At 71.6% G+C, this 23,193-nt stretch carries 21 protein-coding genes; 13 read left to right on the top strand and 8 right to left on the bottom strand.

Annotation, left to right across the window (positions count from 1 at the left end; genetic code table 11):
• The first annotated feature begins 252 nt into the window (after positions 1 to 252).
• Entirely contained in the window at positions 253 to 774 is a 522-nt protein-coding gene (locus tag ACLF5H_RS10925) for a YbaK/EbsC family protein (protein ID WP_421675865.1), read from the top strand.
• A gap of 79 nt (positions 775 to 853) precedes the next feature.
• Positions 854 to 1,639 (top strand): hypothetical protein, encoded by a 786-nt coding sequence (locus tag ACLF5H_RS10920; protein ID WP_421675864.1) that lies wholly within the window; start codon positions 854 to 856, stop codon positions 1,637 to 1,639.
• Here the strand turns inward: ACLF5H_RS10920 and ACLF5H_RS10915 are convergent.
• Positions 1,636 to 2,100: a hypothetical protein gene (locus ACLF5H_RS10915; protein ID WP_421675863.1), complete on the bottom strand. Its 465-nt coding sequence runs from the start codon at positions 2,098 to 2,100 to the stop codon at positions 1,636 to 1,638. The two genes, ACLF5H_RS10920 and ACLF5H_RS10915, sit on opposite strands and share 4 nt — an antisense overlap.
• A gap of 104 nt (positions 2,101 to 2,204) precedes the next feature.
• On the opposite strand from ACLF5H_RS10915, the gene ACLF5H_RS10910 reads away from it, so the two are divergent.
• Entirely contained in the window at positions 2,205 to 3,095 is an 891-nt protein-coding gene (locus ACLF5H_RS10910; RefSeq protein ID WP_421675862.1) for an NAD(P)-dependent oxidoreductase, read from the top strand.
• A 112-nt stretch (positions 3,096 to 3,207) separates the two neighbouring features.
• A complete protein-coding gene (locus ACLF5H_RS10905) occupies positions 3,208 to 3,483 on the top strand; it encodes a DUF1876 domain-containing protein (protein ID WP_085568571.1) in 276 nt (91 codons plus the stop codon).
• Between the two features lie 18 nt (positions 3,484 to 3,501).
• Here the strand turns inward: ACLF5H_RS10905 and ACLF5H_RS10900 are convergent, their stop codons facing one another.
• The 4 genes from ACLF5H_RS10900 to ACLF5H_RS10885 form a co-directional block, all read right to left on the bottom strand.
• Positions 3,502 to 4,680 (bottom strand): serine hydrolase domain-containing protein, encoded by a 1,179-nt coding sequence (locus tag ACLF5H_RS10900; protein WP_421675861.1) that lies wholly within the window; start codon positions 4,678 to 4,680, stop codon positions 3,502 to 3,504.
• 74 nt (positions 4,681 to 4,754) lie between these two features.
• Positions 4,755 to 5,603: an energy-coupling factor ABC transporter ATP-binding protein gene (locus ACLF5H_RS10895; RefSeq protein ID WP_421675860.1), complete on the bottom strand. Its 849-nt coding sequence runs from the start codon at positions 5,601 to 5,603 to the stop codon at positions 4,755 to 4,757.
• Positions 5,591 to 6,352 (bottom strand): cobalt ECF transporter T component CbiQ, encoded by a 762-nt coding sequence (cbiQ, locus tag ACLF5H_RS10890; RefSeq protein ID WP_421675859.1) that lies wholly within the window; start codon positions 6,350 to 6,352, stop codon positions 5,591 to 5,593. Before cbiQ ends, ACLF5H_RS10895 begins: the two co-directional genes overlap by 13 nt.
• A 1-nt stretch (position 6,353) precedes the next feature.
• Entirely contained in the window at positions 6,354 to 7,400 is a 1,047-nt protein-coding gene (locus ACLF5H_RS10885) for an energy-coupling factor ABC transporter permease (protein WP_421675858.1), read from the bottom strand.
• A gap of 162 nt (positions 7,401 to 7,562) precedes the next feature.
• Between ACLF5H_RS10885 and ACLF5H_RS10880 the strand changes: the two genes are divergently transcribed.
• The gene (locus ACLF5H_RS10880) at positions 7,563 to 7,901 is read left to right on the top strand and encodes an SsgA family sporulation/cell division regulator (protein ID WP_421675857.1); all 339 of its coding nucleotides are present in this window, start codon (positions 7,563 to 7,565) and stop codon (positions 7,899 to 7,901) included.
• Between the two features lie 9 nt (positions 7,902 to 7,910).
• On the opposite strand, the gene ACLF5H_RS10875 is transcribed toward ACLF5H_RS10880, so the two are convergent.
• Both ACLF5H_RS10875 and ACLF5H_RS10870 read right to left on the bottom strand, forming a co-directional pair.
• Positions 7,911 to 9,575 carry a penicillin-binding transpeptidase domain-containing protein gene (locus tag ACLF5H_RS10875; protein ID WP_421675856.1) on the bottom strand — a complete coding sequence of 555 codons (1,665 nt, stop codon included), beginning with the start codon at positions 9,573 to 9,575 and terminating at the stop codon, positions 7,911 to 7,913.
• Positions 9,576 to 9,712: 137 nt separating this feature from the next.
• Entirely contained in the window at positions 9,713 to 10,141 is a 429-nt protein-coding gene (locus tag ACLF5H_RS10870; protein WP_421675855.1) for a hypothetical protein, read from the bottom strand.
• Positions 10,142 to 11,784: 1,643 nt separating this feature from the next.
• Here ACLF5H_RS10870 and ACLF5H_RS10865 point away from each other — a divergent pair.
• Positions 11,785 to 13,071, top strand: coding sequence for a helix-turn-helix domain-containing protein (locus ACLF5H_RS10865; RefSeq protein ID WP_421675854.1), 1,287 nt, complete (start codon positions 11,785 to 11,787; stop codon positions 13,069 to 13,071).
• Positions 13,072 to 13,262: 191 nt separating this feature from the next.
• Here ACLF5H_RS10865 and ACLF5H_RS10860 read toward each other — a convergent pair whose 3' ends face one another.
• On the bottom strand, positions 13,263 to 15,011 hold the full coding sequence (locus ACLF5H_RS10860; RefSeq protein ID WP_421675853.1) for a dolichyl-phosphate-mannose--protein mannosyltransferase: 1,749 nt from the start codon (positions 15,009 to 15,011) through the stop codon (positions 13,263 to 13,265).
• 105 nt (positions 15,012 to 15,116) lie between these two features.
• Here ACLF5H_RS10860 and rsmI point away from each other — a divergent pair, with 105 nt between their 5' ends.
• The 7 genes from rsmI to ACLF5H_RS10825 all read left to right on the top strand — a co-directional run bounded on the left by rsmI (position 15,117) and on the right by ACLF5H_RS10825 (position 22,844).
• On the top strand, positions 15,117 to 15,965 hold the full coding sequence (gene rsmI, locus ACLF5H_RS10855) for a 16S rRNA (cytidine(1402)-2'-O)-methyltransferase (RefSeq protein ID WP_421675852.1): 849 nt from the start codon (positions 15,117 to 15,119) through the stop codon (positions 15,963 to 15,965).
• Between the two features lie 331 nt (positions 15,966 to 16,296).
• Positions 16,297 to 16,716, top strand: coding sequence for a hypothetical protein (locus ACLF5H_RS10850; protein ID WP_421675851.1), 420 nt, complete (start codon positions 16,297 to 16,299; stop codon positions 16,714 to 16,716).
• 59 nt (positions 16,717 to 16,775) lie between these two features.
• Positions 16,776 to 17,681 carry a TatD family hydrolase gene (locus ACLF5H_RS10845; protein WP_421675850.1) on the top strand — a complete coding sequence of 302 codons (906 nt, stop codon included), beginning with the start codon at positions 16,776 to 16,778 and terminating at the stop codon, positions 17,679 to 17,681.
• 41 nt (positions 17,682 to 17,722) lie between these two features.
• The gene (locus ACLF5H_RS10840; protein WP_421675849.1) at positions 17,723 to 18,976 is read left to right on the top strand and encodes a ubiquitin-like domain-containing protein; all 1,254 of its coding nucleotides are present in this window, start codon (positions 17,723 to 17,725) and stop codon (positions 18,974 to 18,976) included.
• 51 nt (positions 18,977 to 19,027) lie between these two features.
• Positions 19,028 to 19,897, top strand: coding sequence for a 16S rRNA (adenine(1518)-N(6)/adenine(1519)-N(6))-dimethyltransferase RsmA (gene rsmA, locus ACLF5H_RS10835; RefSeq protein WP_421675848.1), 870 nt, complete (start codon positions 19,028 to 19,030; stop codon positions 19,895 to 19,897).
• A 31-nt stretch (positions 19,898 to 19,928) separates the two neighbouring features.
• Positions 19,929 to 20,822: a 4-(cytidine 5'-diphospho)-2-C-methyl-D-erythritol kinase gene (locus ACLF5H_RS10830; protein ID WP_421675847.1), complete on the top strand. Its 894-nt coding sequence runs from the start codon at positions 19,929 to 19,931 to the stop codon at positions 20,820 to 20,822.
• A gap of 213 nt (positions 20,823 to 21,035) precedes the next feature.
• Positions 21,036 to 22,844, top strand: coding sequence for an ABC-F family ATP-binding cassette domain-containing protein (locus ACLF5H_RS10825; RefSeq protein WP_421675846.1), 1,809 nt, complete (start codon positions 21,036 to 21,038; stop codon positions 22,842 to 22,844).
• Positions 22,845 to 23,193 lie beyond the last annotated feature (349 nt).

Genomic DNA, 23,193 nt, shown 5'->3' with positions numbered 1-23,193 from the left:
GTACGCGGGGTGCTGCCCGCGCCATTGGGTGCCCCCGCGGTGCGGGTCGTCATCGGTGACAAGGGGAGTGCGCGCCGGGCCGGCTCACCGCGTAGGAGATCCCGCTTCGAGCCGGCGAGGAATGGCGGACAACCGCCGCCGTGGACGACCCGCACTGCCGGTATCGGGTGGATCTCACCGACTGGTGAGCCACAGGCCCCGCCGAAGCGAAATCGGTCGCTCCGCCCCCCGCTCGGCGCTAGCGTGCCCCCTATGACGACAGCCGCCACCGACGCCGACGGATCGGGAGCGCACCCGCGTTTCGCGCGAGCGCTGAGGGAACTGGGCCTGGAGGAGGTGCTCGGGCGGGCCCGGAGGTTTCCCGAGGGGACCCGGACCGCCGTGGAGGCAGCCGCGGCCGTGGGATGTGAACTCGGCCAGATCTGCAAGTCGTTGGTGTTCGCCGCCGACGGGGTGCCGGTGCTCGTGCTCATGGACGGGGCGTCCCGGGTGGATGTGGAGCGGGTCCGGGAAGAGCTGGGGGTCAAGAAGGTGGGGCGGGCCGACGCGCAGGTGGTGCGGGAGGTCACCGGCTACGCCATCGGGGGCGTGCCGCCCTTCGGGCACCGCACCAGCACCCGGGTGCTCGCCGACCGCTCGCTGCTCGCGCACGACGTGCTGTGGGCCGCCGCGGGGACGCCGTACGCCGTCTTCCCGATCGAACCGAAGGAACTCGTCACCCACGCACGGGCCACCCTCGTGGATGTGCGTGAGCGGCCCGCCGACGGGGTGTGATCGCGCCGTGAGCGAGTCGTTCGCGTCAGCGCCGGATGGAGCGGTCCCCTCGGGGGTGCCTCCCTGCCACCCTGGTGCGATGGCAAGCGAACCCCCGCCGGGGCACCCTCCGCGCGTACTCAACCCGCTGTGGATCATCGCGCTGTTCCTGGGGCTCTCGGAGACCACGGTAGGTATCGCCGCCGCCCAGTCGAGCGGTTGGGTGCAGGGGCTGCTCGCGGTGTTCGCGGTCTCGTTCCCCGTCCTGGTGTCCGCCGTGTTCTTCCTCATCCTGTGGCAGCGGCCGGAGGTGCTGTACGCACCCGGGGACTTCCCCGAGCACGTCCCGGTCAGCACCTACGTGGACGGCATGCGCCGACGGGCCGCGCAGGATCCCGACATCATCCAGGCGGTCGTCAACGACACGCTGCGGGTGGTGCTGCCGGCGGCTCTGGAGAGTCCCTCGGACGCCTCCGACGTGCTGGAGGAGGCGATGGCCAGCGCCGAACAGGCCCTCGCCGAGCGCGTTCTGACCGTCGACATCAGTCCCATCACGAAGGCCCCCGGGGACACGTTCCGCTGCACGCTCTTCAGCACCCAGACGGTGAGCGGCTTCCTCGACGCCCTGTGGGCGGACGCCCTCGACGGCTTCGTCCGGCCGTTCAGATACGGCCGGGACTGGGTGCTGGTCGACCAGCGCAGCAAGCGGCAGCTCAGGGATCTGGGCTCCGACTGGGCCCGGAGGAACGGCACGGAGAGCGATGAGAGGCTCCTCAGCGGTGTGGGTATCACTCCCGCGTCCGAACTGGTCGCCGTGCGCCTGGACGGCGGTCCCCGACGCCACCTGCCCCACCCCGCCCTACCCCGCGCGGCCACGCACGGCTAGGCCGCGTTGATCCGCCAGGCGATCATGCCCGCCGCGCCGGGCTCCCCCCGCACATCGACCTTGAGCGCGCCCTCGGCCGCCAAACGCTCGAAGACCACGGACCCGTCGCAGGGAACCGTCTTCTCCCCGCCCGCCCCGGACGGTGCCACGACGATCCGCGCGATCCCCTTCCCGGCGCACACCACGGTCAGCTTGTAGGCCGTGCCATGGGTCAGCCCGGGCCGGGTGTGCACGCCGTCCGCGACGCGCTCGACGCCCGACTCGACCATGGAACCGCCCCGGTCGGTGACCGCGTCGAGCGCGGACCGCGCCTGGTCGGTGAGCTTCTTCTCGGTCTGCGCCGCGCCGCTTCGGTGCGTGGCCGCGGGTGAGGGGGCGCGGGTGAAGGGGGCGCGGGGTCGCCCTTCGAGGCGCAGGCGGTGAGCAGGAGCGCCGGTGCCACGGCACCGCCGAGAAGCCACACGGGCCACACGGGTCCGCAGCGTCGCATCTGTCCTCCGGTTCCTGCGGCGCCTCCCGTGGTACGGGAAGCTGGAGACGACACACTATGACTTCAGGGAGCGTCATGAGCGACAAGCCGATCGTCAGCGTCCTGGGCACCGGCATCATGGGCGCCGCCATGGCCCGCAATCTGTGCCGGGCGGGGCTGGAGGTGCGCGCCTGGAACCGCACCCGGGACAAGGCCGAGCCGCTGGCCGCCGACGGAGCCCGGATCGCCGACACCCCCGGGGCGGCCGTCGAGGGCGCCGATGTCGTCCTGACGATGCTCTACGACGGCAACACCGTCCTCGAGGTCATGCGGGAGGCCGCCCCCGCACTGCGCCGCGGCGCCGCCTGGGCGCAGTCCACCACCGCCGGGTCCGAGCTGATCGGCGACCTGGCGGCCTTCGCCGACGCGCACGGACTGCTCTTCTACGACGCCCCCGTGCTCGGCACCAAGGAGCCCGCCGAGGCCGGGAAGCTCACCGTGCTCGCGGCCGGGCCCGAGGCGGGGCGCGCGGCGGTCACACCGGTGTTCGACGCGGTCGGCGCCAAGACCCTGTGGACCGGCACGGACGGGGCCGAGGGCAGCGCCAGTCGGCTGAAGCTGGTCGCCAACAGCTGGGTGCTCGCCGTCACCGCGGCCACCGGCGAGACGCTGGCCCTCGCCAAGGGCCTCGGCGTCGACCCGGGGAAGTTCTTCGAGCTGATCGGCGGCGGCCCGCTCGACATGGGGTACCTGCGGGCCAAGTCCCAGGTGCTGCTGGAGGACAGGCTGACCCCGGCGTCGTTCGCGGTGACCACCGCCGAGAAGGACGCCCGGCTCATCGTGGCCGCGGGCCAGGGGAACGGCGTACGCCTCGACGTGGCCGAGGCCACCGCCGAACGGTTCGCCCGCGCCGCCGCCCAGGGGCACGGCCAGGAGGACATGGCCGCCGCGTACTTCGCCAGCTTCGAGGAGACGGACGGGAACTGAGCCCGGCCGCCGAGATGACGTGCGCCGCGGCCGGGAGCACCCTGGAGACAGCCGGAACGTGCGTTGCCCGGAGGTGGCCGACATGACGCAGACCATGCAGCAGACGCAGACCATGATGCACACCGCTGTCGGGTGGCATGTCGAGCTGGAGTTCGAGGAGGACGGTCAGCACACGCGCGCGGCGGCCCTGGTCCGGTTGCCCGACGGCAGCGAGGTCCGGGGGCACGGACACGCCAGCCGCCATCACATCGACAACGACCAGCCCAGGGTCGGCGAGGAGATCGCCGGGGCCCGCGCCCTCAACCAGATCGCCATGGAACTGCTGAACAAGGCGCACACGGAGATCGACGCGGATTCGGGGCGCACCTCGCACCCGATCCACGTCTGAGCCCCGAGCCCGGCCGGTTCACGCCCCCAGCGCCACCTTCAGCGCCCGTACCAGCGCCTGCGCCCGCGGGTCCGCCGTCACGCTCTTGCGGAAGCCGTTGGTGACATAACCGAACGCGATGCCCGACTCCGGGTCGGCGAACGCGAGCGCGCCGCCGCGGCCCGGGTGGCCGAAGGAGCCGGGGGCGAGCAGCGGGGACGCGCTGCCGTGCAGCATGTGGCCGAGGCCGAAGCGGGTGTTCACCACGAGCACCCGGTCGGGCCCCGCCGACCGCTCCGCGCGGGCCAGGTCCATCGTCTCGGGCGTGAACAGCCGTACCCCGCCGTCCACTTCACCGATCAGCGACGCGTAGACGCGGGCCAGTCCGTCGGCCGTCGCGATGCCGTTGGAGGCGGGCAGGGCGGCGGCGCGGTACGCGGGGTCGTTCTCGTCCGGGAGCGGGGTGATCGCGGCGAAGGCGCGGCGGGTGAGCGAGTCCGGGTCGGCGTAGGCCGCGGACACCGAGCGCTTGGGACGCAGCTTCAGCGCGCCCGCCGACCGCGGCGCCTCGATGTCCCCGACCCGTCCGACGCGCCCCTGTTCGGCCGCGGGCAGCCCGAGCCACAGATCGGCGCCCACCGGCCCGGCGATCTCGGCGGCCAGCCACTCGCCCACCGGGCGCCCGGTGACCCGCCGGACCAGTTCCCCGGTGAGCCAGCTGTACGTCTGCGCGTGGTACCCGTGGTCCGTGCCCGGCTCCCACACCGGGGCCTGCGCGGCGACGGCGGCCGCGCCGAGGTCCGGGTCGGCCGCCTCGGCCGGGGTCAGCGGGCGGTCCAGGACGGGCACGCCCGCGCGGTGCGCGAGCAGATGGCGTACGAGGGTCCGCTCCTTGCCCGCCGCCTTGTACTCGGGCCAGTACGTGCCGACCGGCGCGTCCAGGTCCAGCTCCCCGCGCTGGTGCAGCAGCAGAAGCCCGGCGGCGACGACGCCCTTGGTGGCGGAGCGCACGATCTGGGCGGTGCCGGGCTCCCAGGGGGCCGTACCGTCCACGTCCTTGGCGCCCGCCCACAGGTCGGCCACCCGCCGTCCGTCGCGGTACACGGCGACCGCCGCGCCGCGCTCCCCGAGCAGGGCGAAGTTCGCTGCGAACGCCTCCCTGACCGGCTCGAAGCCCTCGGCCACCGTGCCGTTCACGACCACGTCCGCGCCCTCCATGTCCCGCATTCCCTTCCGCTCGCCTGCGACAGTGGGTGCAACAGCGGGTGTGGGCCTGCGATTCCTCGGCGAGATCAGGCGTCCGTTTTCGTTACCTTTGTCGCCCGAGGTTCCGTCACCCGAGGTCCTGTCACCCGGGGCTCCGTGGCTCGCGGGTCGAAGCCGAACGGCAGTTCCAGGCGGTGCGCCCGCATCAGCTCCTCGTCGGACAGCAGCTCCGCCGTCGGCCCGTCGGCCGCGATCACGCCGTCGCTGAGGATCAGCGAGCGCGGGCACAGCTCCAGGGCGTACGGCAGGTCGTGCGTGACCATCAGGACCGTGACGTCGAGCGAGCGCAGGATGTCGGCCAGCTCGCGGCGGGAGGCCGGGTCGAGGTTGGAGGAGGGCTCGTCCAGGACCAGGATCTCCGGCTCCATCGCCAGCACGGTGGCCACCGCGACGCGCCGCCGCTGCCCGAAGGAGAGATGGTGCGGGGGCCGGTCCGCGAAGTCCCCCATGCCGACCCGGTCCAGGGCGCCCCGTACGCGCTCCTCCAGGGCCGCGCCCCTGATCCCGGCCGCCGCCGGGCCGAACGCCACGTCCTCGCGCACCGTCGGCATGAACAACTGGTCGTCCGGGTCCTGGAAGACGATGCCGACCTTCTGCCGGATCGTCGCCATGTGCCGCTTGCCGACCGGCAGCCCGGCCACGGTGACCGTCCCGGCGCCGCCGCCGAGGATGCCGTTGAGATGCAGCACCAGGGTGGTCTTGCCGGCGCCGTTGGGGCCGAGCAGCGCGACCCGCTCGCCGCGTCCGACGGTGAAGTCGACGCCGAACAGGGCCTGATGGCCGTCGGGGTAGGCGAAGGCGAGGCCGGAGACCTCCAGCGAGGCGGTGGCCGTACCCGTCGTACTGGCCGTACTGGTCGTACTCACAGGGTCCATCCCAACAGGCAGACGATGAGGGCCGAGCAGGGGAGCGCGAGGGCGCGGCGCCACTGCGCGGGGGACGCGGTCGCCTCCTCGATGACCGGCATCGAACCGGCGTACCCCCGGCTCACCATGGCCAGATGCACGCGCTCCCCGCGCTCGTAGGAGCGGATGAACAGCGCGCCGGCCGACTTGGCGAGCACCCCCCAGTGCCGTACGCCCCGTGCCTCGAAGCCGCGGGAGGCGCGGGCGATCCGCATCCGGCGCATCTCGTCGGTGATCACATCGCCGTAGCGGAGCATGAAGGAGGCGATCTGCACCAGCAGCGGCGGCAGCTTCAACCGCTCAAGGCCCAGAAGGAGTTGGCGCAGCTCGGTGGTGGCCGCGAGGAGCACGGAGGCGGCGACGCCGAGGGTGCCCTTGGCGAGCACGTTCCAGGCGCCCCACAGCCCGTCGACGCTCAGCGAGAGGCCGAGGACGTGCACCCGCTCGCCCTCCGCGACGAACGGCATCAGCACCGCGAACGCCACGAAGGGCACCTCGATCAGCAGCCGCCGCAGCAGGAACCCGGCGGGCACCCGGGCGCCGCGCGCCACCGCCGCGAGCAGGACGGCGTACGCCCCGAACGCCCACATCGCCTCGCGCGGGGTCGAGACCACGACCAGCACGAAGAGGAGGACGGCCGCGAGCTTGGTGTGCGGCGGGAGCGCGTGCACGGGCGAGTCCGCGTGCCGGTAGAGGCGATGGGCGTGGCCCGCACCCATGTCAGAGACCGTGGCTCACGGGCGGGACGTCGGTGTCGCGGCGCCTGCGCACCGCCCAGAACACCGCGCTGCCCGCGACCACCGTGACCCCGACCCCGATCACGCCCGCGAGCCCGCCGGACAGGCGCGCGTCGGAGACGTCCTTGACGCCGTAGTCGGCGAGCGGGGAGCCGGCCGAGGCGTGCTCCTTCGCCCGGGTGTCGATCCCCTTGTCGTGCGCGACCTTCTCCAGGCCGTCGGGGCTCGCGGAGGCGTAGAAGCTGACGAAACCGGCGAGCACGAGGGAGGCGACGAGGCCGGTCACCCACACCTTGCGCCGCGAGGCGGGCGCCGTCGCGGGGGAGACGGGCGAGGCGGGCGCGTCGACCAGCTCGCCGTCCACCCGCAGCCGGAGCCGCTGCCGCAGCCCGCGCGCGCCGTGCACCAGGTCCGGGCGTACGGCGATCACGGCGCCGACCGTCAGCGCGGTGATGACCGCCTCGCCCACGCCGATCAGCACATGGACGCCGATCATCGCGGTGGCGACCTTGCCGATCGAGACGTCGGTGGTGCCGCCGACCGCGTAGATCAGGGTGAAGGCGCAGGCCGCGGCCGGCACGGAGACGAGCGCGGCCAGGAAGGAGGCCACGGTCACCGAGCGGCGCCCCCAGGGCAGCACGGCGAGCAGACCGCGGAAGACGGCGTACGACACCACGGTGGTGACCAGCGCCATGTCCGTGATGTTGACGCCGAGCGCGGTCAGCCCGCCGTCCGCGAACAGCACGCCCTGCATCAGCAGCACCACGGACACACAGAGCACACCGGTGTAAGGGCCGACGAGTATCGCGGCCAGCGCCCCGCCCAGCAGATGGCCGCTGGTGCCGGCCGCCACGGGGAAGTTCAGCATCTGCACCGCGAAGATGAAGGCGGCGACCAGTCCCGCCAGTGGTGCGGTTTTCTCGTCCAGTTCCCGTCGGGCACCGCGCAGGCTCACCGCGAGGGCGCCGGCGGCGACCACTGCGGTGACGGCGGAGGTGGGGGCGTCGATGAATCCGTCAGGTACATGCACCGTTCGATTTTAGACACTTGTTGCGAACCCTTTGCAAGTACTGGGTACTCGCCTCTTCCCTCCGGGGGCGGGCCGAGCGAAATGTGCGACATTGGAGAGGAACTGGATGAAAGCGGACGAAATGGCTTTCGTGAGGGTTACTCAGCGTGAAAGGGCGTTCCCATGTCTGTGATCGAGCAGTACGCGCGCGCCCATGTCGTCACGGATGACGAGGACCCGGGGGCCGTCCCGGTACGGCTGCGGTACGACCCCGAGGACGATCCGCGCTCGGTGCGGATCGATCTCCCGGGCGCCCATGAGTGGACCTTCTCCCGCTCCCTGCTGGAGCGCGGGCTGCGGGCACCGGCCGAGAGCGGCTCGGTGCGGGTGTGGCCGTGCGGCCGGGTCCAGGCGGTCGTGGAGTTCCACTCCGACCAGGGCGTCGACGTGCTCCAGTTCGACTCCAAGGCGCTGATCCGCTTCCTGCGCCGGACCTACACGGCCGTGCCCGTGCACAGCTGACCGGTCCGGTCAGCCGCCCTTCCTGAGCAGGTCCGCCACGATCGGGCCGGCGGTGTCACCGCCGTGCCCGCCGGCCTGCACCACGCCCGCGGCCACCAGGTCGCCCCGGTAGGCGGTGAACCAGCCGTTCGGCTTCTTCTGCCCGTCGACCTCGGCCGAACCGGTCTTCGCGCCGTAGTCCGGGCCGAGGCCGGCCATCGCCTTGGCGGCCGTGCCGTAGTCGGCGGTGAACTTCATGACCTCTTTGAGCTGGGACCGCGTCGTCGCGGACATGGTCCGGGCGGCCGTCGCCAGGGTGCGGTGGTCCACGTCGGGGGAGACCAGATAGGGCTGGCGGAAGCGGCCCGACTGCACGGTGGCCGCGACGGAGGCCATGTTCAGCGGGTTCATGCGCACCCCGCCCTGCCCGATCAGCGAGGCGCCCATCTGCGCGCCGCTCTGCACCGGGACGGAGCCGTCGAAGGTGGGCACACCGATGGCCCAGTTGTCCCTGCCGAGGCCGTAGACCTGCTGGGCCTCCTCGGTCAGATCGCTGTTCGACAGCTTGGGCGCGAAGTTGATGAAGGCGTTGTTGCAGGAGGCGCCGAAGGCGGTCTTGAAGGTGCCCTTCTTGATCTCGGAGTCGTCGTCGTTGTGGAACGTCCAGCCCGCGAGCTTGTACGTCTTGGGGCAGGGGTGCGAGGCGTCCGGGGTGATGAGCTTCTTCTCGAACAGCATGGTCGACGTCACGATCTTCATCGTGGAGCCCGGCGCCAGCGAGCCCTGGAAGCCGACGTTGAAGCCGTGCTCGCTGTTGGCGACCGCGAGGATCTCGCCGGTGGAGGGCCGCAGGACGACCACGGAGGCGTGCGGCCGCTTGCCGACCTGCCCCTCGGCCTCCGCCTGGAGGGCCGGGTCCAGGGTCGTCCTCACCGTGCCCGGGGTGCCCTGGCTCAGCGTCACCAGCGTCTTGTCGGACAGCTTCGCCTGCTGCGACGCCTTGCCGCGCACCACGCGCAGCTCCACGCCCGCCGTGCCGCCCGCCTTCTTGCCGTACTTCTCGCGCAGCCCGTCCAGCACGGTGCCCAGCGACGGGTACTTGGCGGCCGTCACCTCGCCGCCGTCGCGGTCCAGCGCCTTGACCGGCGGGGTGCCGGCATGGCCGGTGACCAGCGTGTCGCCGTCCCGCAGATCGGGCTGGACGACGGAGGAGTGCCAGCCGACCAGCGGCTTGCCGTCGCTCGCCCGCCGTACGACGGTGAGCGAACTGCCGTACGCCAGCGGCCTGGAGACGCCCTTGTAGGCCAGCGTCGCCTTGACGGAGAAGGGCACCTTGGCGCCCGTGGCGGTGCCCGGGGTGAGCGTGAGGCCGGTGAGGTGGGCGTCCTTGCCGTAGCCGGTGAGCAGGGCGGTCGCGGCCGAGGCGTCGTCGGTCGCGGCCGCCGCGTCGGCGATCCGGCCGTGCTGCCAGGAGGTGAGGAAGGCGGTGGCGGCGGTGTGCACCTCGGCCGCGCTGAGGGGGCCGGACTTGACCTGCTGGTGGTGCGCGGTGGCGCTCGTCTCACCGGCCGCCGAACCGCCGTCGTACAGCGCGTACGCGGTGAGTCCGGCGCCGCACACGACCAGGGCGATGACTCCGCCTATCACGCCGGGCGGCGCAGTGCGCCGTTCGGCGGCCCGTCTTCTCTTCCCCACAGCCTCTGTTCCTCCGCGCTTCCCAGGGTCCCCCGCCCCTCGTCTCCCCAACGACGGCACTCACCCTAAAGTCCCGAGCGGGGCGGGTGACGTCCCCGGTCATTCCGTAGCACGGTTGCGACAATCGGACCGGAAAATCAGCCCAGGAGAGCGCGGAACCGCTCGATGTTCCGGCGGCGCATGGTGAGGAACGCGAGCCAGGAGCCGTCGGCGTAGTGCACCCGGAACCGCGCCATCAGCTGGAGCCGGGGCCGCCGTTCGACCCGCGCCACCCACGCCCTGGGCACCTCCCACACCGGTGTGCCGTCCAACGGCTTCACCAGCCCGACCCGTTGGTCGGTGACGCGCAGCAGCAGCGCCCCGGACGTCCCCGGCATCTGTGACGCGATGCCGCCCGCCATCCCGCCCCGCGCGCCGACCTGGCTCATCAGATCGTTCGCGAGCACACCGCCGAGGTTCACACCGACACCCTTGGCACCGGCCGCGGGCACGACGGAGGCGTACGCCAGGAGCTGTTCCCCCAACGCCAGCTGATTGCGCACGGCACGCTCACGCAGTTCGGACATGCCCATGATCATATGGGGTGCCCGGAACTTGGACGCGTCGCTTGAGGAGAGCTGTACCGAGGGATGTAGAGGTCGCCGCCCTCGCCCGGGTAGTCGTGGTCCTGGAGTCGGCCTTGGTTACGGGTACCGGGCCGGTTGGTCTTGAGGAAGCGGCAGGCGACGAAGTGCACCTCGCCCATGTCGCGGGTCAGGATGTCGCTGAGCAGTACGTTCCTGCCGAACATGATGGAATGACCCGTGAGTTGCGGGCTGGTCAGCGAGGCGACGTGGATGACAGCGGGGTTCTCTGTCCCAGGGACTGAGCTCCGCGTCGTAGCCACCGGTCACCGGGGTGGCGATCGCAGGATCCTCCTGGATGGTGAGCCCGCTGTGCAGTTCTGGAGGCTCCGCCTGTCCACCACGGTGCGCAAGGAGCCTCGGTGCCGGTCCTGCTCCACGTTGCCGCGCCACCTCCGGCCGCTCTCCACATTCCCGCCCGGATCGTCGGGGAGCGCCATGCCGTGCTGCGTGTGGAAGTGCGCCCGAGTGCGCGCGGAAGAAGTCGTTCCGGGCGTGTCAGGCATCATGACAGCTGAGCACGAGCTCGTCCGCGCGTGCCGGTACGGCGTCGTGGGCCGTCCAGTCGCCGTTCGGGGCCTGGTGGGCGATCAGGGGTCCGCCCTTCCCGCCAACTGCGTTCCAGTGTTCCTCGGCCCTAACCTCCGGCACCGGGCAACGCCTATGCAGGACAGGGCCCTGCGCAGGGGGCGCACCACAGCCCGCTGCACCCTCGGCGCGCCGCACAATGTTCGCGCAACCAAGGTTGCAGCGAGCGCGACACGATGACACACGGATAGTGACGCATCGCACAGACGGCAGTTTTGGTGGATCGCACAGTGCGAGTAACTGGGCCAGATGCTGTAGACGCCCCCTCGTCCCTGAACTGCACGCAACGTCAAGGCCCATGAAGTGGCACCCCAACAGCCCTCATTCGACCGTACGTTCAAGGGTTGCTCTCGACCAAGAAGCGGAATGTCGGGTGTCAATTAACCGTCAAGGAGCGATTGTCGGCGGTAGTTGGCACAGGAGTGCTCGCTCAGGGACCGGTGTTGTATGTGGGACCCGGTAAGCTCATCCCAACATCTTCTCTCGCGGCGTAATCCGTCGATCGGGCGACCCGATCGGGGCCGATCGGCTCCACGGCCGAGAGGAGATGCTGCGTATGGAAAACCCGCCGAATGGCGGGAAGCGTGACAACCGGAAGATCGCCAAAAAGGTGGCGGGTTGGCTGATACTCCAGGCACTGGGTGCCTGGCTACGTCACCTGATCGAAAGCCACCTCTAACGGCGAAAGGCCCCCTGCGCCAACAGAGAGCCTTCCGGGAGCTCGCTCCCTTACGCCGGCCCTGTGCCTCCGCCAACGGCGTAGCTATCCGTGGAGGTGCAGGGCCACTTTCATAACCGCTAACACATGGACCGCGGTCTCCAAACCGCGCGGTCGATGGTCACTAACTTCGCGCACTTCCGCGTTGGCCTCCACCAGTTCTGCCGCTAAAAAACACAGCAGTGCAGTTCAGGGCGCCACGATAGTCGCCACTGTGATCCGGTCGTGGCGTACGGATGGTACCTCTAAACTGGTCCCCGCGACGAGAAAGAGCACACGCATGGCACGAGGTCTGGCCGACTTCAACCCCTCTGAGCTACGGGCGCTCCGGATGAATGTCTACGCGCGTCCGCACATGTCGTCGATGACGGCCGAGGAGCTGGCAGCCGCTGTCGGGGCGACCAAGGCGCAGATTCTGGCCTACGAGAATGGGCACAGAGTGCCAGACCCGCCACGCCTGCGGGCCCTTGCTCGGGCGCTGAAGGTGCACCCGTGGCAGTTGATGAACCATGACGCATACAAGTCCTGGACCCTCGCGGACTTCCGGCGGGCCTACGGAATGAGGGCGCAGGACGTGGTGGATCGCCTCGGCATCTCCGTCAAGAACTACCGCAGGTTCGAGAACGAGGGCATCGTGCCCAGCCGTCGCCCGCAGTTCCTGGATGAGGTCGCCGACGCCCTGGGGCTGCCGAGCAACGTCATCGAGATCGCCATCGACCGCACGCCCGCCGTACGACGACGCCAGGCCCGCGCCTTCGAGTTGGTCGTCGCCATGGCTGAGTACTACGTACCCAAGGCGGGGCCATGGCGGGGGCCGTCACCCGAAGACCCGAATCTGATTGAACTGGCCGCCTCCTATGGTCGGCCAGTTCAACGCATACGGCGTGTCCTCACCTACGAGTTGGGGGAGCTGCGGCAGAGCCAGGTGCGGGCCCAACGTGAGCGGGTCATCGCAGACTACGACACCGACCGGGCACGGCAAGCCAGTGCGAGCCACGCCCAGAGTCGCTGGAACGAGATTTACGACAGAGACCTGGCCCGCATACCCCAGCGCTTGGAACGATTTCACCGCTCAGCGCAGCCGTCGGACCTCTGGCAACTCTTGGTCGATCTCCACAACGTCGACGCCACGGTGCGTTCGGACGCTGGCACCTGGACGGTCACCAGACTGCTGTGCAAGGACCATCAGATGTTGCCCACACGTCTGGTCGAGCAGCGCCATCTCAACGACATCGCGATCTGTCGCCTCTCCGCCGCAGGCAGTAACCACGTCAACCTGTTCGCCGGGCTCTACGCTGCCCTGTACCCGGGTGTGCGCAAGCCTCGGGTGACTAGCCGTGGTGGCGGCTCTGCCCGTCGTAGCGGACCGGAGACGTTCACGTTGCCTGACCAGCCTGAGCGACTGGTGGTGCCGCAACCCATGTTGGAGACCATGCGCATGATGATCACGGGATCCAAGAACAACTTCTCCATGCCGCTGAGTCCCAGATACGACCTGGTAGTGGGAGCGAACACACTGTCCATCGCCGCGACCGACGTTCTGTTCTCACTCGATGACGCAGACTGAAGTGATGCTTACTGTCCGCCCCGTGCATCCCCGCGCAGACTCGGGCTCCCCCGGTATCCCCCGGGAGCCCGCTGCAGATCTGCCGCAGGCCGTCTCTGGGCCGTCCAAGGGCGGCCAGTAGCGCACACCAGCACCCGTCAACGACCACGAGGGCGCGGCCCGATGACCGCGCCCTCGTGGTGTCTGCCCAGCTAGACCCAGGTATCCAGCCACATCCTCGCCCGCCAGCTGTCGATCGGGATCGCCGTGCCGGTGAACAGGGGCCAGAAGTAGATGAAGTTCCAGGCGATCAGCAGGACCAGGACGCCCGCCGAGGTGGCGCCGGCCACGCGGCGGGTGTCGCTGGAGCCCGGTGGGCCGATGATCGCGCCGATCATCATGGCCACGGCCAGGCACAGGAACGGCACGAAGACGACCGCGTAGAAGAAGAAGATCGTCCGCTCCTGGTACAGGAACCAGGGCAGATAGCCGGCCGCGATCGCGCAGGCGATGGCACCGGCCCGCCAGTCGCGGCGGAACGCCCAGCGCCACAGGATGTACACGATCGCGAAGCAGGCCGCCCACCACAGCAGCGGGGTGCCGAGGGCCAGCACCTCGCGGGCGCACTTCTGGCCCGCGTCCGCCGGGCAGCCGTCGGTGCCGGGGGAGGGGGACTCGTAGAAGTACGACACCGGGCGGCCCAGCACCAGCCAGCTCCACGGGTTGGACTGGTAGGTGTGCGGGGAGTCCAGGTGCAGATGGAACTCGTACACCTCGTGCTCGTAGTGCCACAGGCTGCGCAGCCAGTCCGGCAGGAAGGACCAGGCGCCGCCCCGGCCGTCGGTGATCGCCCAGTTGCGGAAGTAACCGCCGGTGCCGTCCGTGGGGGAGAGGATCCAGCCCAGCCAGGACAGCAGGTAGACGGCGACGGACACCGGGACCGTCGCCAGGAAGGTGATGCCGAGGTCGTGCTTGAGGACCGCACGGCGCGGATGGCGGGCACCGGCCACCCGGCGCGCGCCGACGTCCCACAGCACCGCCATCACACAGAAGGCGATCAGGATGTACAGGCCGTTCCACTTGGTGCCGATGGCCAGGCCCAGCATCAGCCCGGCCGCCCAGCGCCAGGGGCGCCAGCCGAGCCGGACGGAGTCCGCGACCCGCGCGTCCGGGCGGACCATGCCGTCCGGTCCGACGGGCAGCGCGGCGGCCAGTCTCGCCCGTGACCGGTCCCGGTCGATGAGCAGACAGCCGAACGCGGCCACCACGAAGAACATCAGCACACCGTCGAGCAGCGAGGTGCGGCTCATCACGAAGTGCAGCCCGTCCACCGCGAGCAGGGCGCCCGCCAGACAGCCCAGGAACGTCGAGCGGAACATCCTGCGCCCGATCCGGCAGATCATCAGCACGCTCAGCGTGCCCAGCAGCGCGGTCATGAACCGCCAGCCGAACGGGTTGAACCCGAACATCAGCTCGCCGAGCCCGATCACGTACTTCCCGACCGGCGGATGCACCACGTACGCCGCGTCCGCCGGGATCGCGAGATGCCCGTGCGTCTGCAGGACCACGTCGTTGGCGTTCTTGTCCCAGTTGACCTCGAAGCCGCGGTGGACCAGCGCCCATGCGTCCTTGGCGTAGTACGTCTCGTCGAATATCACCGCCCGCGGACTGCCCAGGTTCCAGAACCGCAGCAGGCCCGCGACCAGCGTCACCAGCAGCGGCCCCACCCAGCCCGACCAGCGGTTGATCCGGTCGGCCAGGACGGGCGGGGCGCCGAGCGCCCGCCACAGCCGGGGACCGGGCTGCGTGTACGGCGGCACCAGCCGGTCCCGGACATCGCCCTCAGGCGTGTCCTTCGCCGGCGCGTACCCGAACCGGCGCAGCCGCTGCTGCCACGGCGGCCGCCGGTCGTGCGGCGCCTGGCCCTGCCTCAGATCCATGGAGGACGCGGTACTGGTCACCGCGCCATCGTAGGGAACGGTGCTGTGCGAGTCCCGCGCATGCGCGGCGCGGGCCGCGAAGCGGTCGTTTTCCTCCGGCTCGCGGACCCCTGCGAGGATGGGGGCGTGACTGGAACCCTTGTCCTCGCAGGTACCCCCATCGGCGACATCGCGGACGCCCCGCCCCGGCTGGTGAAGGAGCTGGAGACCGCGGACGTCATCGCCGCCGAGGACACCCGGCGGCTGCGCCGGCTCACCCAGGCGCTCGGCGTCACCCCGGGCGGCCGGGTGCTGTCGTACTTCGAGGGCAACGAGTCGGCGCGCACGCCCGAACTGGTCGAGGAGCTGACCGGCGGGGCGCGGGTGCTGCTCGTCACGGACGCGGGCATGCCGTCGGTGTCCGACCCCGGGTACCGGCTGGTCGCGGCGGCCGTCGAGAAGGACATCAGGGTCACCGCCGTACCCGGGCCGTCCGCCGTGCTCACCGCGCTCGCCCTGTCCGGGCTGCCCGTGGACCGGTTCTGCTTCGAGGGCTTCCTGCCGCGCAAGGCGGGCGAACGGCTCTCCCGGCTGCGCGAGGTCGAGGGCGAGCGGCGCACGCTGGTCTACTTCGAGGCCCCGCACCGCCTCGACGACACCCTCGCCGCGATGGCCGAGGTCTTCGGCGCCGAGCGGCGGGCCGCGGTCTGCCGGGAGCTGACGAAGACGTACGAGGAGGTGCGCCGGGGTCCGCTGGCCGAGCTGGCGCGCTGGGCCGCGGAGGGGGTGCGCGGCGAGATCACGGTCGTGGTCGAGGGCGCGCCCGAGACCGGCCCGGAGGAGCTGGACGCGGCGGAACTGGTGCGCCGGGTGCGGGTGCGTGAGGAGGCCGGGGAGCGGCGCAAGGAGGCGATCGCGGCGGTGGCGGTGGAGGCGGGGCTGCCGAAGAGGGTCGTGTTCGACGCCGTTGTGGCAGCGAAGCGCTCCGCTGGGTGAGGGCGGAGTTCCGACAGCGCCGTGGGGGTGCGATGCGCTGCGGGGTGCGGGTGCGTCGGGGCCGGTCGCGCAGTTTCCCGCGCCCCTTTCGGGACGTCCGTCACACCCCCTCTGAGCAGGGATCTTCTCGGATGAGCGCATCGGCCAACGGGCGGCAAAAGGCTGTCGCCGTTGGCAAAGCGCACGGGCGGTCCGCAGGGGCTTTTCGGCAAGGAAGACTCAAATCGGCTCCAACACTCGACAGCCCTGGTGCATTCGCGTCGGCGAAGGCGTCCACTGGTCGAAGGGACCCCGCTCAGGGGTGCTCGTCCAGCGGAAACGAGGAGCTGGCATGAGTGAGATCGCAGGGCGGACCGGCCTCCGCGGTACGGCCACAGCCGTTGTTCACGAGTCGTATTCATTCGCCTGCATGCGCTGCGGGCACGGCTGGGAGCAGTCGTACGAGATAGAGCACCACACGGACGCCGACGGGCAGCAGTACGTGCGGTACGTGGCCGACGGGCACGTCGTGCCGTCGCCGCTGCGCAGCCCCAGCTGCCAGAACTGCGATGGTCACGTGCTGCGGATCATGCGCGCCGGACAGGTCTCGTCGGTACGGGGCACGGGCACCCGGCGCGGGGCGCCGCTCGCCGGGCCGGTGGAGGTGCCGCAGGTGCCGGCCGCCGGTGAGAGCGCGGGGGCCGCGACCGGGACGCCGCACCACTGGCATCTGTCGGACCTGCTGCACCCCTTCCAGCGCAGGGCGAGCTGACCGCCGCCCGGCCCCGGGCGCCGGAGCCCGGGGCCGCGTCCCTTTCGTAGGATCGGGACATGCCTTCGAACACCGGCCGGAACGGTTCCCCGGACGACAAGACCGCGGCGCCGCCGCTGCCCGCACCCCTGCGGGTGCCCGTCGCCGACTCCCACACCCACCTCGACATGCAGTCCGGCACCGTCGAGGAGGGCCTGGCGAAGGCCGCGTCGGTCGGGGTCACCACGGTCGTCCAGGTCGGCTGCGACATCGACGGCTCCCGGTGGGCGGCGGAGACCGCGCGGACGTACGAGAACGTGCACGCCGCCGTCGCCCTGCACCCGAACGAGGCACCGCGGATCGTCCACGGCGACCCCGACGGCTGGTCGCGCAAGGGGGCCAGGGAGCCGGGCGGGCAGGCTGCGCTGGACGAGGCGCTCGCCGAGATCGACCGGCTCGCCGCGCTGCCCCACGTCCGGGGCGTCGGCGAGACCGGCCTCGACCACTTCCGCACCGGCCCCGAGGGCAAGGACGCCCAGGAGCGGTCCTTCCGCGCGCACATCGAGATCGCCAAGCGGCACGGCAAGGCGCTCGTCATCCACGACCGCGAGGCCCACGCCGACGTGCTGCGCGTGCTCAAGGAGGAGGGTGCCCCCGAGCGCACCGTCTTCCACTGCTACTCCGGCGACGCCGAGATGGCGGAGATCTGCGCCCGCGAGGGCTACTTCATGTCCTTCGCGGGCAACGTCACCTTCAAGAACGCCCAGAATCTGCGCGACGCCCTCGCCGTCGCCCCGCTGGAACTGGTCCTCGTGGAGACCGACGCGCCCTTCCTCACCCCGGCGCCGTACCGCGGACGGCCCAACGCGCCGTACCTCGTTCCGGTCACCGTGCGCGCCATGGCCGCCGTACGCGGCATCGGCGAAGACGCGCTGGCGACGGCCCTGAACACGAACACGGCCCGCGCCTTCGACTACCCGGCATAGCCCCACTTTCGTAGCGTTCCGTAGTCGCGTCGCTTTGGAGAGTGACCGATGCTCCGCTAGGTTCTGCCCCCGATCCGGACCTTTCGGCCCCTGTGGAGCGTGTCGGCGTGAGCGGTAAACGGCGGTTGGAGACATGCGCGTCGCCGGAGCGGCGCGGTGGCCGGCGTGCGCGCCGGCGCGGGGCGCGGGCGGCCGAACGGCCGGACTCCGTGGTGCGCCGGCTGCTGCCGCAGGCGCTGGTGGTGGCCTTCCTGGCCGGTGGCACCACCGCGTTCGTCGCCCAGGACCGGGCGATCCGGCTCGATGTCGACGGCCGGCCGCGGGCGCTGCACACCTTCGCCGACGACGTGCACGCGCTGCTCGCCGAGGAGGGCGTCCAGGTGGGCGAGCACGATCTGGTCGCGCCCGCCCCCGACACCCCGCTCTCCGGCGGCGACGCGATCGCGGTGCGCCACGGCCGCCCCGTGCGGCTCACCCTGGACGGCCGGCCGCACCAGGTGTGGACGACGGCGGGGACCGTGGACGGGGCGCTGCGGGAGCTGGGGGTGCGCGCGGAGGGCGCGTATCTGTCGGCCTCGCGCTCCCAGAGCATCGGCCGCGCCGGGCTCGCCCTCGATGTGCGCACCGAGCGGGCGGTCACGGTCATGGCCGACGGGCGGGCCCGCACGATCCGCACCAACGCGGCGACGGTCGGGGAGGCCGTGGCGGAGGCCGGGGTCACCCTGGGCGCCGACGACATGCTCTCCGTACCGGCCGACAGCTTCCCGCGCGACGGGCAGACCGTCACCGTGCTGCGGGTGACCGGGGGGCGGGAGGTGCGCGAGGAGGAGATCCCGTTCCGCACCGAGCGGACGTACGACCCCACGCTGCTCAAGGGCACCGAGGTCGTCGCCAGCCCCGGGCGCCCCGGGCTGCGGCGGATCACGTATCTGCTGCGCACGGTCAACGGGGTGCGCCAGGAGCCGCGCCGGGAGGGGACGGAAGTGGTGCGCAGGCCGCGGCGGCAGGTGGTGAAGGTCGGCACGAAGGCGGCGCCGCGCTCGGCCGCGGGGGTCGACGCGCTGAACTGGCACGGCCTCGCGGTGTGCGAGTCCGGGGGCGACCCGCACGCGGTGGACGCCTCGGGGACCTACGGGGGTCTGTACCAGTTCGACGCGCACACCTGGCACACGCTGGGGGGTACGGGACTGCCCCAGGACGCGTCGGAGTCGGAGCAGACGTACCGGGCGAAGAAGCTGTACGCGCGGCGCGGGGAGAGCCCCTGGCCGCACTGCGGGGAGCGGCTGCACGGGTAGGTCAGGGGGCGCTTGTCAGGGGCGCCCACCGGCGCCCCGTACCCTTGTCCCGTGAGTAGCCCCGCCCCCGACGCCCTCCTCGGCCCCGCCGACATCCGCGAGCTCGCGACCGCGCTCGGTGTCCGCCCCACCAAGCAGCGCGGCCAGAACTTCGTGATCGACGCGAACACGGTCCGCCGTATCGTGCGCACCGCCGAGGTCCGCCCCGACGACACCGTCGTGGAGGTCGGCCCCGGGCTCGGCTCGCTCACCCTGGCGCTGCTGGAGGCCGCCGACCGCGTCACCGCCGTGGAGATCGACGACGTGCTCGCCGCCGCCCTCCCCGCGACCGTCGCCGCCCGCATGCCCGCCCGCGCCGACCGCTTCGCCCTCGTCCACTCCGACGCGATGGACGTCACCGAGCTGCCGGGCCCCGCCCCGACCGCGCTCGTCGCGAACCTGCCGTACAACGTCGCCGTCCCCGTGCTGCTGCACATGCTCGCCACCTTCCCGAGCATCGAGCGCACCCTGGTGATGGTGCAGGCCGAGGTCGCCGACCGGCTCGCCGCCGCGCCCGGCTCGAAGGTGTACGGCGTCCCGTCCGTGAAGGCCAACTGGTACGCCGAGGTCAAGCGGGCCGGCGCCATCGGGCGCAATGTCTTCTGGCCCGCGCCGAACGTCGACAGCGGGCTCGTCTCCCTGGTGCGGCGCACCGAGCCGATCGCGACGACGGCCACGAAGCGGCAGGTCTTCGCGGTGGTCGACGCGGCCTTCGCGCAGCGCCGCAAGACCCTGCGGGCCGCGCTCGCCGGGTGGGCCGGTTCCGCGGCCGCCGCCGAGGCCGCCCTGGTCGCCGCCGGGATCTCCCCGCAGGCCCGCGGCGAGTCGCTGACGGTCGAGGAGTTCGCCCGCATCGCCGAGCACGCCCAGACCGGCGCCTGACGCCGGCCGCCCGCACAGCCCAAGGAGCGCAGTGAGCGTCACGGTCCGCGTCCCCGCCAAGGTCAACGTCCAGCTCGCGGTGGGCGCCGCCCGCCCCGACGGGTTCCACGACCTCGCCAACGTCTTCCTCGCCGTCGGCCTGTACGACGAGGTCACGGTCACCCCCGCCGACGAACTGCGCGTCACCTGCGCGGGCCCGGACGCCGCCCAGGTCCCGCTGGACCGCACCAACCTCGCCGCCCGCGCCGCCCTCGCGCTCGCCGCGCGCCGGGGCATCGAGCCGAACGTGCACCTCCACATCGACAAGGACATCCCCGTCGCCGGTGGCATGGCGGGCGGCAGCGCGGACGGCGCGGGCGCGCTGCTCGCCTGCGACCGGCTGTGGGGCACGGGCGCCTCGCGGGCCGAACTCCTCGCGATCTGCGCCGAGTTGGGCAGCGATGTGCCGTTCAGCCTGGTCGGCGGCGCCGCGCTGGGCGTCGGCCGCGGGGAGCGGCTCACCGGCCTCGACGTCGGCGGCACGTTCCACTGGGTGTTCGCGATGGCCGAGCGGGGGCTGTCCACGCCGGCGGTCTTCCGCGAGTTCGACCGGCTGGCCGAGGGCCGCCGGATCCCGGAGCCGGTGGCCTCGCGGGTCCTGCTGGACGCGCTGGCCAAGGGCGACGCCGACGCGCTGGCGGCGGCCGTCACCAACGACCTCCAGCCGCCCGCCCTGTCCCTCTTCCCGGAACTGGCGGCCACCCTGGCGGCGGGCCGCGACGCGGGCGCCCTCGCCTCCCTGGTCTCCGGCTCGGGCCCCACGACGGCCTTCCTCACCCCGGACGCCGCCACGGCCGAGAAGGTCGCGGCGGCCCTGACCGCCTCCGGCACCTGCCGCACGGTACGGACGGCGGCGGGACCGGTGGCGGGGGCGACGGTGTTGTAGGGCTCAGAGGGCGTCGACGGCGGTCAGGTCGATGCCGATGCCGTAGGGGGCGGTGATCTCGACGTGATCGTGGTAGATGCCGGCCAAGGCCCTCTACGGTAGCGGCCCGTTCCCGATCACGTCATCACGAAGAGTGACCATCCCCTCGCGCGTCACCCCCGCCCCCGAGGCCCTACGCTAGAAGGCTGACCGACCCACGCGAGCAGGAGTGAAATGGCCGTCAACCTGGTCAATGTCGAGAACGTCAGCAAGGTGTACGGCACCCGTGCCCTGCTGGACGGCGTCTCGCTCGGTGTGTCGGAAGGGGACAGGATCGGGGTCGTCGGCCGCAACGGCGACGGGAAGACCACCCTGATCCGGATGCTGGCCAAGCTGGAGGACGCCGACACCGGCCGCGTCACCCACTCCGGCGGGCTGCGCCTCGGCGTGCTCACCCAGCACGACTCGCTCGACCCCGCCGCCACCGTCCGCCATGAGGTGATCGGCGACATGGCGGACCACGAGTGGGCGGGCAACGCCAAGGTCAGGGACGTACTGACCGGCCTGTTCGGCGGCCTGGACCTGCCGGGCTTCCCCAAGGGGCTCGACACGGTCATCGGCCCGCTGTCCGGTGGCGAGCGGCGCCGCATCGCGCTGGCCAAGCTGCTGATCGAGGAGCAGGGCCTGCTCGTCCTGGACGAGCCCACCAACCACCTTGACGTGGAGGGCATCTCCTGGCTCGCCCGGCACCTCCAGAACCGCCGCTCGGCGCTCGTCTGCGTGACCCACGACCGCTGGTTCCTGGACCAGGTCTGCACCCGCATGTGGGACGTGCAGCGTGGTGACGTCTACGAGTACGAGGGCGGCTACTCCGACTACGTCTTCGCCCGTGCCGAACGCGAGCGCATCGCCGCCACCGAAGAGGCCAAGCGGCAGAACCTGATCCGCAAGGAGCTGGCCTGGCTGCGCCGCGGCGCGCCCGCCCGTACCTCCAAGCCCCGCTTCCGGGTCGAAGCCGCCAACGAGCTGATCGCGGACGTGCCGCCGCCCCGCGACAGCGGTGAGCTGATGAAGTTCGCCTCCTCCCGGCTCGGCAAGACGGTCTTCGACCTGGAGGACGTCACCGTCCAGGCCGGCCCGAAGGTGCTGCTCAAGCACGTCACCTGGCAGCTCGGCCCCGGCGACCGGATCGGCCTGGTCGGTGTGAACGGCGCGGGCAAGACCTCGCTGCTGCGCGCCATGGCCGAGGCCGCCCGCACCGAGGGCGAGGCGCAGCCGGCCGGTGGGCGGGTCGCCGTCGGCCGGACGGTCAAGCTCGCCTACCTCTCCCAGGAGGTCGCCGAACTCGACCCCGCCTGCCGGGTCCTGGAGGCCGTGCAGCAGGTGCGTGAGCGCGTCGACCTCGGCAAGGGGCGCGAGATGACCGCGGGTCAGCTCTGCGAGACCTTCGGGTTCACCAAGGAGAAGCAGTGGACGCCGGTCGGCGACCTCTCCGGCGGTGAGCGCCGCCGCCTCCAGCTGCTGCGGCTGCTGATGGACGAGCCCAACGTTCTCTTCCTCGACGAGCCCACCAACGACCTCGACATCGAGACCCTGACCCAGCTGGAGGATGTCCTCGACGGCTGGCCCGGCTCGATGATCGTCATCTCCCACGACCGGTTCTTCGTGGAGCGCACCACGGACCGGGTGTTCGCCCTGCTCGGCGATGGCGCGCTGCGGATGCTGCCGCGCGGCATCGACGAGTACCTGGAGCGGCGGCAGCGCATGGAGGAGGCCGTCGCCGAGCGCAACGCCGCCGCGGCGCCCAAGCCGGCCACGCAGGAGAAGAGCGCCGCCGACCAGCGCGCCGCCAAGAAGGAACTCCAGAAGATCGAGCGGCAGTTGGACAAGGTCTCCGAGAAGGAGACCAAGCTGCACGCGCGGATCGCCGACAACGCGACGGACTTCGCGAAGGTGGCCGAACTGGACGCCCAGCTGCGGGAGCTGGCCGGTGAGCGCGAGGAGCTGGAGCTGCGCTGGCTGGAACTGGCGGAGGACGCGTAGCACTTCGCCGCCGCGAATCAGCCAGTGCGGCGGACGGCTCCTCCCCGGCGCGCGACGGGCCGCGCGTGCGCCGCGTGAAGGGGGCGTGAAGGCGCGTAACGGAGGCATCACGGGCCGGTTCTCCCTTGGGAACAGGGCGGATCCGGCCCGCTGTGCTGTCCGTACCGGGTGATAGAAAGAGCCGTCTGAAAACTGTCTCCACAACGACCTTGGGTCCGTCAAGAACCTCAGGGCGTGGCTAAAAATCAGTGAACGAGGGGGAAGAGCGCTGATGACTCAGCCGCCCGACCAGTCGCCCAGCGGCGGCTTCGGAGCACCGCAGGACCCGAGAGATCCCAGGGACCCACGG

The organism is Streptomyces sp. LaBMicrA B280 (assembly GCF_049222185.1).
GTDB classification, from domain to species: domain Bacteria; phylum Actinomycetota; class Actinomycetes; order Streptomycetales; family Streptomycetaceae; genus Streptomyces; species Streptomyces murinus.
The sequence above is the reverse complement of the archived record's forward strand: the minus strand, read 5'-3'. Positions and strand labels throughout refer to the sequence as shown.

What these genes read in the sequence shown, in the direction of transcription:
- ACLF5H_RS10925 (WP_421675865.1), top strand. Translation starts at nt 253, where the DNA reads ATGACGACAGCCGCCACCGACGCCGACGGATCGGGAGCGCACCCGCGT.
- ACLF5H_RS10920 (WP_421675864.1), top strand. Translation starts at nt 854, where the DNA reads ATGGCAAGCGAACCCCCGCCGGGGCACCCTCCGCGCGTACTCAACCCG.
- ACLF5H_RS10910 (WP_421675862.1), top strand. Translation starts at nt 2,205, where the DNA reads ATGAGCGACAAGCCGATCGTCAGCGTCCTGGGCACCGGCATCATGGGC.
- ACLF5H_RS10905 (WP_085568571.1), top strand. Translation starts at nt 3,208, where the DNA reads ATGATGCACACCGCTGTCGGGTGGCATGTCGAGCTGGAGTTCGAGGAG.
- ACLF5H_RS10900 (WP_421675861.1), bottom strand. Translation starts at nt 4,680, where the DNA reads ATGGAGGGCGCGGACGTGGTCGTGAACGGCACGGTGGCCGAGGGCTTC.
- ACLF5H_RS10895 (WP_421675860.1), bottom strand. Translation starts at nt 5,603, where the DNA reads ATGGACCCTGTGAGTACGACCAGTACGGCCAGTACGACGGGTACGGCC.
- cbiQ (WP_421675859.1), bottom strand. Translation starts at nt 6,352, where the DNA reads ATGGGTGCGGGCCACGCCCATCGCCTCTACCGGCACGCGGACTCGCCC.
- ACLF5H_RS10880 (WP_421675857.1), top strand. Translation starts at nt 7,563, where the DNA reads ATGTCTGTGATCGAGCAGTACGCGCGCGCCCATGTCGTCACGGATGAC.
- ACLF5H_RS10870 (WP_421675855.1), bottom strand. Translation starts at nt 10,141, where the DNA reads ATGTCCGAACTGCGTGAGCGTGCCGTGCGCAATCAGCTGGCGTTGGGG.
- ACLF5H_RS10865 (WP_421675854.1), top strand. Translation starts at nt 11,785, where the DNA reads ATGGCACGAGGTCTGGCCGACTTCAACCCCTCTGAGCTACGGGCGCTC.
- ACLF5H_RS10850 (WP_421675851.1), top strand. Translation starts at nt 16,297, where the DNA reads ATGAGTGAGATCGCAGGGCGGACCGGCCTCCGCGGTACGGCCACAGCC.
- ACLF5H_RS10845 (WP_421675850.1), top strand. Translation starts at nt 16,776, where the DNA reads ATGCCTTCGAACACCGGCCGGAACGGTTCCCCGGACGACAAGACCGCG.
- ACLF5H_RS10825 (WP_421675846.1), top strand. Translation starts at nt 21,036, where the DNA reads ATGGCCGTCAACCTGGTCAATGTCGAGAACGTCAGCAAGGTGTACGGC.